This window comes from Pragia fontium (genome assembly GCF_900638655.1).
Taxonomy (GTDB): Bacteria; Pseudomonadota; Gammaproteobacteria; order Enterobacterales; family Enterobacteriaceae; genus Pragia; species Pragia fontium.
Genome location: NZ_LR134531.1, coordinates 70,588 through 82,455, shown reverse-complemented (window position 1 = coordinate 82,455; position 11,868 = coordinate 70,588). Strand labels below are relative to the sequence as shown.

The window sequence follows — 11,868 nt, the reverse complement described above, 5'->3', positions numbered from 1 at the left end:
AATACCTCGGTGCTTCGCTCTGGTATTAACGTGCGGGCAGCGCCCCTAACAAATCGGACATTTCCTCGGCGGCCTCACGGACGACATCCTGTAAACGCTGACGATCGCCTTTAGGTATTTCATGGGAAGGCACCATAATGCTGACCACCGCTTTGACCCGTTTTTCATGATTGAATACCGGATAAACAATGGAGGAGATGCCATATCTGAAATAGGACTCGCCAATAACATAGCCGCGGGCTTTATCCTGTTGGATCATTTGCCATAGTTGTTCGCGATCGCTCGGTGAGCCCGGTGAGTTATCGGGTAATGCGCTATGTGGAAAAAGCTGTTCGAACTCCTCCCGGGTACTGCTGGTTAACAGCATCCGGCCAAGAGACGTACGATGAACCGGCAGCCGGGTTCCCACCGTGACGTGGTTAATCTGTGATGTCGGTGAACTCACCCGAGCAATATAGATCACGTCCAGACCGTCACGAATCGCCAGATGGCTATTGCAGAGACTGGTATCCCGCAGCTTTTCGATAATCGGCTGACCAATCTGGGCCACGTCCAGAGAGGCGATATACTGAAAACCGAGCAATAGCACTTTGCTACCAATAGAAAAAGTATTGGTACGGGAGTTACGGATGATGAATCCCATATGCTCCAGCGTCTGAACTGCACGGTAAGCCGTTGCCTTTGGCATTTTTGCCAACCGGTGCAATTCCGTAAAAGTTAGTTCTTTGTTCTGTTGACCCAATACCAACAAAACTTCCAACCCCTTCACCAGTCCGGGCACCAAATATTTACTTTCTTGATCGCTTGGCATCGTCTAACCCTCCGGGGGTGTTGTTGGTATCGGGACCGTCTATTAGTTAAAAACAAAGCCACCGTTAATCGGAATCAGCTGTCCGGTAACGAAGTTAGCCAGCGGTGACAGCAGATATAACACGCTGCCAGTCACGTCATCCGGATGTTGAGCACCAGGCAAAGCACGGCCTTGCTCATACAACTGATGGCGCTCTGCCGGTACATATTCCGTGGCTTCCACTCGGGTTAGTCCCGGCGCAATGGCATTGACACAAATTCCGTCAACGCCCAGTTCACGCGCCATTGAACGGGTCATCGAGATAATCGCGCCCTTACTGGCGACGTAAGCCATCAGACGTGGAGCGCCCCAAAGAGCAGTATCTGAAGCCACATTGACGATTTTGCCGTGGCCGTTCGGTTTCAGCAGCGGCACGGCAGCCTGACTGACCAACCATGTTCCGCGTACGTTAACCGACATCACCCGATCCCAAAGGTCAATGTCATACTCCATCATGGTCTTGCCACCCACGCCGGTAGCCATTGCCGCGTTATTCACCAGTCCATCAATCGAGCCACCTTTAGCTATTTGCTTGAAGGTATGTTCAATGGATGTTGGTGATGACAAGTCGATGGTCAGCGCCTCTACCGTTGCTCCGGTTTGTTTCAGCTCGTCAGCACTTGCCATCAGTTCCTGTTCAAGTACGTCACACATCACCACGCTGGCACCGGCCTGAGCAATGGAGGCAGCAAAGCTTTTTCCTAACCCACGAGCAGCACCGGTGACCACCACTCGCTGACCTTTCAATAGCGTATTCATGCTGAGGCCTCTGTGGCTTTGGTCAGAATATCCAGGTGCTTTTTGGCCTGCCTTTGTAAGATACGACGCAAGCGGGAAACGCCAACATCGTGCTGATAGAGGTATTCCTGATCGCGGGCATTGGGTGCCATGTTCTCTAAGACGATGCGATCTTGTTCCAATACATCCCAATGCAGTTGCTCCAGACGGTTACGGTACATAAAACGCCAGATGTCACGCTGCCAGTCTTTAACCTGACGAATACGCCAGAAAAAGACGCGACAGTGATCTTTATCTTCCGGAACCACCATACCGATAATCCAGAAGTGACCGCCCGGTCCAAAACGACGCTTATAAGGAATAGAAAGACGCATCCAGAAAGATCCCGTTTCGGCAAACTCTACCCAGTCGAAATTCACACCGCTCTGCCCGCTCTTTTTAAAGATAAAACCGCTGTCCGTTGGCTCAAGAACCATATCGGCTTTGCGATCACCCTCAGCCATTGAGTGGGATGAGGAGTGCAGGTAAGTGCCATGCATCGGATCCATGACGTTTTCTAATGCGTACTGGTAGTTACAGTTCCAACTGGCAGTACACAAGAAATTGCTATAGGACTCGGCATCGGCCAGTTCTTTAGGAAACGTCAATTCTGGTGGCGCTTCGTCTGCTACCGCGAAATAAAGAAAAATCGCGCCATAGGCTTCTTTGGCCGGGTAACTTTTCAGGCATTTTTGCCCCACCAGCGGACAACGATCGATAGCTGGTACATCTTTTACTTCGCCATCACCGCCAACCTCGACACCGTGATACCAACAAGCGATACGATCGCCCAAATTCCACCCCATTGAGAGGCGAGCGCCACGGTGGGGACAGCGATCTTCCAGCGCGTTAATTTCGCCCTTAGCGTCACGCCATAACACAATTTGTTGTTCCAAACGGGTGATGCCAACCGGATTGCTGGCCACTTCCCAACTGGCGAGAACCGGATACCAAACGCCCCGGACGCCCCGATCTAAATAATTTTGTATCTGCTTAGCTGAGTCTTGAGTATTGTCAGTCATTATTTATCCTCGCTCCGATCAGAAACCGTTTACCTTAAGAAAATGACAGAACGTTTTTTCTGTCCATACATCACCGCTGCGATCGAACAGGCGTCGTTCGTTAAGCTGAGCAATAATCTGCCCAAGCTCTTCAGTCCCTCGATCGAATATCTCTTCTAATGCAGCAACTAACGCTATTTCAAAGTTATCCGGCACCCGTGAACGGTTTTGCCAAATAACGTTTTGATATCGGCCCGGCACATGAATCTGTCCGTTGCCGCCTTCTTTAGTAGGAATGACTTGCTTGGTATCCGGGAGCGAGGGGTTGAAGTCCTTAATCTGTTCCATACTTATTCCTCCGAGAGAAAAGTTATTTGGATCTTGTTTTCAAATATGCGCACGGGATATTTATGGATATCCTGCCCGGGTCCACCTTCGCAGCGACCAGTTTTAATGTTAAAAACCGCCGCGTGTAACGGGCATTCAACCAACCCATCTTCAACAAATCCCTGACTCAATAAGGCATAGGCGTGAGGGCAAACATCTTCCAGCGCGTAATATTCGCCATCGACCAAATAAACACCGATTTCTTTGTCATCGATCTTTGCGGAAAACGGGAAATCTTCTTTAACCTGAGACGGTTCACATACATCTATCCAACTCATTGCTCAATTCCTCTAATAAGTTGTTTCATATACGAAACTCTGTTTCTTATTTAATACTCAAACTATAGGAGTGGTTAATAATTCGTCAAGCTCAAATTTAACTGAATCGTAACAACTGCAAAATTATGATTACATTTGAGCAACAGATCACAGAATGAGGAGAAAAGAAAACGGACAAACCGCGTAAATGCGCTAGCGGTTGATTTCAGCTATAAATCGGCAGGAGTAGAAAAAAATAAAACAAGCAAACGATTGCTATCGAGAGAAATATCATTAAAATGCGCTCTTTGTGGCTTTAGAGGTTTTGTATTTTAATTATGGCTAGCAGCTCACATCCCGCTTCTGATGCGGTCAGTACCCCCAAAATCGGCGATAAAAAATCCAGCAGTGAACTGATTTATCATCTTGAAGATCGCCCTCCGCTACCACAAACCCTATTTGCTGCGTTACAGCATCTGTTGGCCATGTTCGTGGCCGTTATCACCCCGGCAATGCTAATTTGTCAGGCGCTCGGCCTACCCGCCCAAGATACCCAACATGTGATTAGCATGTCGCTATTTGCTTCCGGTCTGGCATCGCTACTGCAAATTCGTACCTGGGGGCCGGTTGGCTCCGGACTTTTGTCGATTCAGGGCACTAGCTTTAACTTTGTTGCACCGCTGATTATGGGCGGTACTGCACTCAAGAACGGCGGGGCCGATGTGCCAACCATGATGGCTACGTTGTTTGGTACGCTGATGCTGGCATCCTGTACGGAAATCTTTCTGTCGCGGGTTCTGCATCTGGCACAACGGGTTATCACTCCGCTGGTTTCTGGCATTGTGGTGATGATTATTGGTCTGTCGCTGATTCAGGTTGGGCTAATTTCAATTGGCGGTGGTTACAGCGCCATGTCTGAAACCAATAATACCTTTGGCTCCCCGAGCAACCTGCTATTGGCCGGAGTCGTGCTGGCAACCATTATTCTACTTAACCGCCAACGTAATCCTTACCTACGAGTTTCATCTCTGGTGATTGCTATGGCTATCGGTTATTTTCTGGCCTGGGCGTTAGATATGCTGCCGGAACCGGCCAAGGTCGATAACGAACTGATCATGATACCAACCCCTCTCTATTATGGTCTGGGGATTGACTGGACATTGCTGATCCCTCTGATGCTGGTGTTTATGATTACCTCGCTGGAAACCATCGGCGATATTACTGCTACGTCTGACGTATCTGAGCAGCCTGTGGCTGGGCCAGTCTATATGAAACGCCTGAAAGGTGGCGTGCTGGCTAACGGCTTGAACTCCATGCTGTCTGCGGTATTTAATACCTTCCCTAACTCCTGCTTCGGGCAAAATAACGGCGTTATTCAGCTAACGGGCGTAGCCAGCCGCTATGTGGGTTATGTTGTTGCATTGATGCTGGTGGTATTGGGTCTGTTCCCGGTAGTCAGTAGCTTTGTGCTCAGTATCCCTGAACCGGTACTGGGCGGCGCGACCATTGTGATGTTTGGTACGATTGCCGCATCCGGCGTGCGTATCGTTTCCCGTGAAACCCTAAATCGCCGAGCCATCATGATTATGGCGCTGTCTTTGGCAGTTGGCCTTGGTGTTTCCCAACAACCACAGATTTTACAGTTTGCCCCTGAGTGGTTAAAAACCCTGCTTTCTTCAGGTATCGCCGCCGGCGGGATTACCGCTATTGTGTTGAATTTGGTGTTTCCGCACGAGAAGTAATATTTAAAATTGGATTGGTGGTGGTTTCGCCGCCACTAGTTCACCGTATAGTTTGAGCATTGTACACGCGGCGAGTAGGGGACGTTGAGGCGAACGCCCTTTACAATCCCACGCCTTCGCGCAGGAACCCAGGTCGCCGTTGGCCGACGACCTTCCTCCTTCATTCGGGCTTACGCAGCGGGATAGACCCGCTCCCGACGGCGCTATCCCTTTCGCAGCATCCCTGCTGCTCATTCTACCCTCGTTCAGTCGTTAGCGGGTTTCAGCGCTCGTTTTAAAGGACATGGGAAAGTCAAAATCATGATGGCAGTTGATCCTATCTTTTCATATGAGCACTGAATTTAGCCGACGATGGAAATAAGGTAGCACGAACCGCAAGGATGCGGTGAGAGGCGTAGCGCCGCCGGGAGCGGGTCTACGCCGGTGCGTTAAACCTTATTGAGAGAGGAGGGTAGTCGCGCAGCGACCTAAATTCCGGTGCGTAAGGCGGGGGGTGTAGGGGGCGTTCGCCCTTAACGCCCCCTACTCGGCCACCCACACCAATGTTGATTTATTCTCTGTACTGATAGTGGACGAAATTTTCACTGTCATTAAACTTAACTCACAAGCACTACTTATGATTTCAGTATTCTTTTACACTATTTACCTGCGAACCATATCGCATCTCATATTATTATCACCATTTCCATTGAGATCCCCCGATAAATACGGCATAAAGGGGTTCAGTTCACACATTGCCACACAGGTCAGACCATGAGATTTATCCGCAAATCACTGTATACACTGCTGTGCCTTTTGGTACTCGCAGTCATTATTATTTATTTTGTTGCTCAAACGTCCTATGCCGCAAAATGGATAAGCCAGTGGGTTAACGATAATTCGCCCTATCAACTCTCTTTGGGCAACCTTGACTACAGCATTACTGAACCCTCTCAGCTCATTCTGCATAACGTAGAACTGAGCCAGCAAAAACAGCCGACTTTACTCAAGGCTGAAAAAGTAACGCTAGGTTTAACCTCATCGTTATGGCAACCCAAGCTACACTTTTCAACCCTTGAACTGGAGAACGGCACCCTAAGTCTGTCAGCCAAAACGGCAATCTCTTTAGCGGTTAGCAGTGACCGTTTCCAGTTACGTAATATGGCGGTTAACCTTGAGACGCCAGATATTACCTTTCAGGGTGAACGCGTTAATGGCGGTATTATTCCCTGGGTACTCAGTGCTAATCCACTACCCGACAGTGACAACCACTTTGAATTCAGCGCCGATAAGTTATTGCTTAACGGTATTGAAACTCATAAAGCTCTGATACAGGGCGATGTTGATAATCAACAGATTATTTTTAATAACGTTGGTGCCGATCTGGCTAATGGGTTGTTGACCGGCAGCGGAAAACGCAATGCGGAAGGCCACTGGATCGTTGATAATTTACGACTGAGCGATGTGAAATATCAAAGCCAACAGACGCTAAACCAATTGTTCGATCAAATCGAGCAGTTGACCGGCCATACCGATATCACCTTGAACCGTCTGGACTTGCTGAACGCCAATATTCAGGGGACAGATTGGGCATTTAGCGATTTATCCCTCTCAGTCAAAGATCTGATGTTGGTCAAAGGCAATTGGCAGGCCCAGTCCGGCACGATAAATATGAATGCTTATGATGTGGTGTATGGCAATCAACATCTGGTTAGCCCGGTGCTTAATCTTGGGCTGGAAGACAATAACGTTAAAATCAAACAGTTCAGCAGCCGCTGGCAGGATGGGCTGGTAAGAGCCAGCGGTATCTGGCAGCGAGATAGCCAAGCCTTAACATTGGATGATGTCGCGCTGACATCCTTGCTTTATACCTTACCCAAGGATTGGCTCACGGAATTAAAACAGACTCCGCCTAACTGGCTACGTGAATTACACATCACCAAATTCACCACTAACCGCAGCATCTTGATTGATATCAATCCTGAGTTTCCTTTCCAATTTACTGCACTCGATAGCAACGGCAGTGATCTGTATCTGATTAAAGACCATCAGTTTGGTATCTGGGGCGGGCAGCTTAGCTTTAACGCGTCAGAAGCGACGCTTAACAAAATTGACCTGCGCCATCCATCGGTTATTTTAACCGCTACGCCAGAAGCCATTACCGTAAGTGAAATGAGCGCGTTCACCAAAGAAGGGTTGATTGAAGGCAAAGTCACTCTAGGTCAACAGCCTGAAAGAACATTAAACCTAGCCCTCAGCGGCCGTTCAGTTCCGGTAAATATTTTACAAAGCTGGGGCTGGCAATCCATTCCACTACAGGGCAACGGTAATATTAACCTACAATTAAGCGGTAATCTGGTCGATCGACAAACCAGTGACTCGAAACTCAAGGGTAGCCTGAAAATGGTGAATGATACGGGGCAGATGCTTACACAGTATCCACTAAGCCAAGTTGAAATTCCCGTGGAACCCGATATTTCAGTACCAGAGGTACCCAATTCTGAGGAAGAAACACCGGCTACGACACCTGAAGTGCCTCAGGAATCACCGTTTGGTTAATGGGAGAAACCGTTGAAAAACGCGCCCCCGGATTTGACTCCATACGCAGCATCTCTTGGCTTAAGGTCGAGGTAATTCGCTACCCTCTCCCTTCAAGCCATTCGCCTGCGGCTACACATTCCTGCTTTCGTCGGAACGACGATAAAAACCGGAATAGTAAGGCAAACAGGAATGATAAAAGCGATAACAACACCGGCCAAGTTCATGACTTTATTTGCTGATAAATCACTACAGCGCCAACCTCGCTCCCAACTTAATCAGTTGAAACTCTTGCTCAGAAACCCCCTGCTGCTTCAGCGCTCGATGTAACTCCATCGGAGGTTCATCCAAAGACTCATCAGCAAGTTCAAAAACACCCCAGTGAATAGCAAACGATTGTTTGCAAGCCAACTCGCGGTGCAGTCTGACGGCTTCCTGTGGATTGATATGATGGGCTTCCATCATCCAGCGCGGAGCATAAGCACCTATCGGCAAAGCTGCCATTTCAATTGACTGAAAACGCTGTGCAATCTCCAACAAAATCGGGGAGTAGGCGGTATCACCAGAAAAATAGTAATTACGCGCGTTGGCGCTAATCATCCAACCACACCATAAAGTTTGGTTTTGATCCCATAAGGTACGCACACTCCAGTGTCTGGCAGGTACACTGGTAAACGTTACACCATCAATCACCAGACTATCCCACCAATCCAGCTCATCGACCCGAACCGCCCCCTGTTTCTCCACCAGCTTTTTTAATCCCAGCGGTACAATAAAACGCACCTGTGGAGAATGTTTAATAAGTCGGCGCAGGCTGGGTAAATCAAGGTGATCGTAGTGATTATGGGAAATCAGCACGACATCAATCGGTGGTAGCCGGTTAATTTTAGCCGGAACATCGGTTAAACGTTTAGGACCATAAAAGCTGACCGGCGAAACGCGTAGAGAAAAAACGGGGTCGGTCAGGATATGCATGCCATTGATTTGGTATAACAGCGTCGCATGCCCTAGCCACCAAACGGCGTTGCCCGGCATATTAAAATCAGCTGGTTGCCACCACTGATCAATAAACCCGGGATAACCTGCATCCGGAGGATGCGGCAAATGCTGTTCTTTCCGTTCACGCTGCCAACGTTTTACCATTTCTGGCGAGTGTGATTCCGGATAACCGGGATTACAAAACCCGGTTGGCGTATGGTGATTTTTAGATGGATCGTAGTAGGGATTAGCCTTTGGCAAGCCTTCACTCCTTAGATATAGGTTATCTGACAGCTTGGGTTATTCACATCCATCCGGCAGAACCATATAGGTTCCTTCAAAAATACATCCAACCTCATCATCACCAGATACGTTAACCTGCAACTGAACCCGGGCTTTGCGTCCTCTGGCAAGACGATCCAAATCGCCTTTCATTGAGTCCAGACTGGCCACTGCCGTTGGTCGACCGGTAACCGGTTTTTGGTAACGAATATGGGCATCGGCTAATACAATTGTCCCACCCAGTTGACGCTCCTGCAGCAACAGCCAAATCAAACCCCAACCAGTTAAGGTGGCGAGGGAAAACAGACTGCCAGCAAAAATAGTGTGGTGAGGATTGGTGTTCACCCCTTCCGGCATGGTGGTAATAAAACGCTGTCCGGTGTACTGGACAATTCTAACCCCCATCTTTTCACTTAACGGGATATTCTGATACCAAGCCTTCTGTAGTTGATCACACCAGTCAGGACGATGAAGAATATCATCCAGCGTGGCAATGGATTTTCTCATCAGGAAGTGGCGTACCGGCGTAGTTTGTGGTGTGGTAATCTCTCCTTGATTCACAAAACCCAATTTATCGAAGAAATGTACTGTCTCCTCTCTGGCACTACAGACAATACGCTTCACCCCTTCCTGACGGGCAATGGATTCTAACGTAATGGCAATCAAGGTGCCCAATCCCTTACTACGGACATTCGCCGCAACCGCCAAAAAGCGAATTGAACCTTCATTGTCGGCATTGATATATAGCCTGCCAACAGCAACCACCTTTCCCTGAGAATCTACCACCATCTGATGATGAGCTATCATATCGTAGCCATCTTTTTCTGAGCCAACCGGCTGATGCAGCGGCTTACGCAGCATTTCCCAGCGGAACTGATAATAGTCATTTAGCTCTTGTTCGGTAAGCGGTACTCTCAGGTGGTACATACTGACTCTCTTATCTGAATCGTTTCTTATATTGATAGCGCGTTATTTAACAAACGGCAACGGTCAATTAAACCTGAAGGCTGAACGTGACCGGTCCATCATTAACCAGTGAAACCTGCATGTCCGCAGCAAAAATACCGGTTTCAGTGCCTACCGTTTGACGGCAGCGATCGGCGAAATAGAGATATAAACGCTCGGCATCCTGCGGTGTCGCACCGCGAGAAAAACTGGGCCGCATACCTTTCTGAGTATCGGCAACCAATGTAAATTGAGAAACCACCAGTACGCTACCGCCAGCTTGTTGTACGTTAAGATTCATTTTTCCCTGTTCATCACTGAAAATACGATAGCCCAATACTCGCTCGCACAGTCGTTCAGCTTTCTCTGGCGTGTCATCTTTTTCCACGCCCAGCAATACCAATAAACCTTTATTAATTGCACCGACGGTCTGACCATCAACCACCACATCGGCTCGGGTGACTCGTTGAATTAACGCAATCATTGCTCTGCTGCTCCTGAATTATGGGTAGAATGGGTTTCATAGTCCTCCCGCAACTTACGATACACGCTTAATGTTACCGTAACCTCCGCACCAAATAGCACGATACACCAACTGAGGTAGACCCAGACAAACAAAAGTGGAATCACTGCCAGTACACCATAGATCAACTGGTAGGATGGAAACATCGTCACGTATAGCCCAAAGCCTTTCTTGCCCAGCTCAAATAACAAAGCGCCCACTATCGCACCAATGGCGGCATCTTTAGCCGGTACCCTGACCGTCGGCACAATACTGTATAACAGCCAGAAAGAGACAAAAGAAAGAAGCAACGGGAAAATACGCAATACCCGATCAATAACATCATCCATCCCGCCGTCATGTAGCCAAGTCATGGAGAGTAAATAGGAACTAATCGCCATACTGGCGCCGGCCAGCAGCGGACCTAACGTTAATACCATCCAGTAAACGGCAAAGGAGTAAACCATGGGGCGCTGGCGTTCACTGTGCCAGATGGCATTCAGTGCGGTATCAACAGACCCAATCAACAGCAGAGAAGTCACAATCAAGCCACAAATACCAATCGCCGTCATTTTGTTAGAGTTAGCGACAAATTGCTCCAGATAGGTTTGGATGGTTTCGCTGGCCGCCGGCATAAAATTATTAAAGACAAAGGTTTTCAACTGCACGCTAACGTCAGAAAACATCGGGAACGCCGCAAACAGCGCAAATACGACGGTAACGAGCGGCACCAAAGACAGCAAAGAGACGTAAGCCAGATTACCCGCCATCATTTGTAACCGGTCTTGATTCGCTCTGGCCCAAAGAAGCTGTGCGTAAGCCACGATAGGTTTTATTTTGCGCGGGCCTCGAATATGGGATAGGTGTGGCATAGCATTCTCACTCTGTATCAGGTCATTCTGTTATCTAACGTAACCGGATAAAGATAATAAAGGCCAGTCAGCCCAGTGTAAAACTGAGATAACCAGCCATTTTCTTCCGGTTAACAATGATGGATTTAATTTGCCCCGAAATATTCAGGAATCACTTTATTATCTGTGACCTGTATTGAGGTGATACCTAATGCTCGCGCACCAATAATATTGTCGGGATTATCATCAAAGAAGATGGCATTTTCTGGCGCTATCCCTTCTTGCTCAAGCACATAACGGTAAATTTCCGCTTCAGGTTTGCGCATTCCCAGCTCCTGAGAGAGATAAATCCGATCGGCGGATTCGTTGACCTGAGGATATTGCTCTGGCCAGTAGGTGGTATGCAGTACATTGGTATTAGAAAGCACCACCACTCGGTCGCCCTCTTTACGCAAACGCTGCATAATCTCAATCACTTCCTCACGCAACCCAATGAAGATGGCCTGCCAGCCAGCGGCAAACTGCTCATAGCTCAGGTGAATCATCATCTCTTCGCAGAGCTGCTGAGCAAACTCTTCGTCACTGATTTCCCCTCGCTCATGCCGTTCAAACGGTTTACCCATCTTAAAGCGTTCGGAGAGGGTGGCTAACGGTACACCGCTTAAATTACTCCAAACGCCCAGCACGCGTTTAAAATCAATATCGACAATCACATTACCTAAATCAAAGATATACAACATGATATGCACCCGTATGATTTAACTACCGATCCTTGTACT

General features: G+C 48.3%; 12 protein-coding genes. 2 read left to right on the top strand and 10 right to left on the bottom strand.

From position 1 onward, the window contains the following. Positions 1-25: 25 nt before the first annotated feature. From EL341_RS00330 to EL341_RS00310, 5 genes are read right to left on the bottom strand one after another with little or no spacing between them, the layout of a single operon-like run. The gene (locus EL341_RS00330) at positions 26-811 is read right to left on the bottom strand and encodes an IclR family transcriptional regulator (RefSeq protein ID WP_047779536.1); all 786 of its coding nucleotides are present in this window, start codon (positions 809-811) and stop codon (positions 26-28) included. A gap of 42 nt (positions 812-853) precedes the next feature. Continuing rightward, positions 854-1,609, bottom strand: coding sequence for an SDR family oxidoreductase (locus tag EL341_RS00325; protein WP_074823753.1), 756 nt, complete (start codon positions 1,607-1,609; stop codon positions 854-856). Continuing rightward, on the bottom strand, positions 1,606-2,649 hold the full coding sequence (locus EL341_RS00320) for an aromatic ring-hydroxylating oxygenase subunit alpha (protein WP_047779534.1): 1,044 nt from the start codon (positions 2,647-2,649) through the stop codon (positions 1,606-1,608). Before EL341_RS00320 ends, EL341_RS00325 begins: the two co-directional genes overlap by 4 nt. Before the next feature lie 18 nt (positions 2,650-2,667). Next, positions 2,668-2,976: a recombinase-like helix-turn-helix domain-containing protein gene (locus tag EL341_RS00315; protein ID WP_047779533.1), complete on the bottom strand. Its 309-nt coding sequence runs from the start codon at positions 2,974-2,976 to the stop codon at positions 2,668-2,670. A gap of 2 nt (positions 2,977-2,978) precedes the next feature. Continuing rightward, complete coding sequence (locus EL341_RS00310) at positions 2,979-3,293, bottom strand: Rieske (2Fe-2S) protein (RefSeq protein ID WP_047779532.1); 315 nt, start codon at positions 3,291-3,293, stop codon at positions 2,979-2,981. A 317-nt stretch (positions 3,294-3,610) separates the two neighbouring features. Between EL341_RS00310 and EL341_RS00305 the strand changes: the two genes are divergently transcribed. Beyond that, positions 3,611-5,014 (top strand): uracil-xanthine permease family protein, encoded by a 1,404-nt coding sequence (locus EL341_RS00305; protein ID WP_083399690.1) that lies wholly within the window; start codon positions 3,611-3,613, stop codon positions 5,012-5,014. Between the two features lie 753 nt (positions 5,015-5,767). After that, positions 5,768-7,552 (top strand): AsmA family protein, encoded by a 1,785-nt coding sequence (locus EL341_RS00300; RefSeq protein WP_126466731.1) that lies wholly within the window; start codon positions 5,768-5,770, stop codon positions 7,550-7,552. Positions 7,553-7,780: 228 nt separating this feature from the next. Here EL341_RS00300 and EL341_RS00295 read toward each other — a convergent pair whose 3' ends face one another. From EL341_RS00295 to yihX, 5 genes are all read right to left on the bottom strand, one after another. After that, entirely contained in the window at positions 7,781-8,770 is a 990-nt protein-coding gene (locus tag EL341_RS00295; protein ID WP_074824723.1) for an MBL fold metallo-hydrolase, read from the bottom strand. Between the two features lie 39 nt (positions 8,771-8,809). Beyond that, positions 8,810-9,718 carry a fatty acid biosynthesis protein FabY gene (gene fabY / locus EL341_RS00290; protein ID WP_047779528.1) on the bottom strand — a complete coding sequence of 303 codons (909 nt, stop codon included), beginning with the start codon at positions 9,716-9,718 and terminating at the stop codon, positions 8,810-8,812. 67 nt (positions 9,719-9,785) lie between these two features. Continuing rightward, positions 9,786-10,220: a D-aminoacyl-tRNA deacylase gene (gene dtd, locus EL341_RS00285; protein ID WP_047779527.1), complete on the bottom strand. Its 435-nt coding sequence runs from the start codon at positions 10,218-10,220 to the stop codon at positions 9,786-9,788. Further along, the gene (locus tag EL341_RS00280; protein WP_047779526.1) at positions 10,217-11,110 is read right to left on the bottom strand and encodes a virulence factor BrkB family protein; all 894 of its coding nucleotides are present in this window, start codon (positions 11,108-11,110) and stop codon (positions 10,217-10,219) included. Before EL341_RS00280 ends, dtd begins: the two co-directional genes overlap by 4 nt. Positions 11,111-11,235: 125 nt before the next feature. Further along, the gene (gene yihX, locus EL341_RS00275) at positions 11,236-11,829 is read right to left on the bottom strand and encodes a glucose-1-phosphatase (RefSeq protein ID WP_047779525.1); all 594 of its coding nucleotides are present in this window, start codon (positions 11,827-11,829) and stop codon (positions 11,236-11,238) included. Positions 11,830-11,868: the final 39 nt, after the last annotated feature.

What these genes read in the sequence shown, in the direction of transcription:
- EL341_RS00315 (WP_047779533.1), bottom strand. Translation starts at nt 2,976, where the DNA reads ATGGAACAGATTAAGGACTTCAACCCCTCGCTCCCGGATACCAAGCAA.
- EL341_RS00305 (WP_083399690.1), top strand. Translation starts at nt 3,611, where the DNA reads ATGGCTAGCAGCTCACATCCCGCTTCTGATGCGGTCAGTACCCCCAAA.
- dtd (WP_047779527.1), bottom strand. Translation starts at nt 10,220, where the DNA reads ATGATTGCGTTAATTCAACGAGTCACCCGAGCCGATGTGGTGGTTGAT.
- EL341_RS00320 (WP_047779534.1), bottom strand. Translation starts at nt 2,649, where the DNA reads ATGACTGACAATACTCAAGACTCAGCTAAGCAGATACAAAATTATTTA.
- EL341_RS00330 (WP_047779536.1), bottom strand. Translation starts at nt 811, where the DNA reads ATGCCAAGCGATCAAGAAAGTAAATATTTGGTGCCCGGACTGGTGAAG.
- yihX (WP_047779525.1), bottom strand. Translation starts at nt 11,829, where the DNA reads ATGTTGTATATCTTTGATTTAGGTAATGTGATTGTCGATATTGATTTT.
- EL341_RS00280 (WP_047779526.1), bottom strand. Translation starts at nt 11,110, where the DNA reads ATGCCACACCTATCCCATATTCGAGGCCCGCGCAAAATAAAACCTATC.
- EL341_RS00300 (WP_126466731.1), top strand. Translation starts at nt 5,768, where the DNA reads ATGAGATTTATCCGCAAATCACTGTATACACTGCTGTGCCTTTTGGTA.
- EL341_RS00310 (WP_047779532.1), bottom strand. Translation starts at nt 3,293, where the DNA reads ATGAGTTGGATAGATGTATGTGAACCGTCTCAGGTTAAAGAAGATTTC.
- EL341_RS00325 (WP_074823753.1), bottom strand. Translation starts at nt 1,609, where the DNA reads ATGAATACGCTATTGAAAGGTCAGCGAGTGGTGGTCACCGGTGCTGCT.
- fabY (WP_047779528.1), bottom strand. Translation starts at nt 9,718, where the DNA reads ATGTACCACCTGAGAGTACCGCTTACCGAACAAGAGCTAAATGACTAT.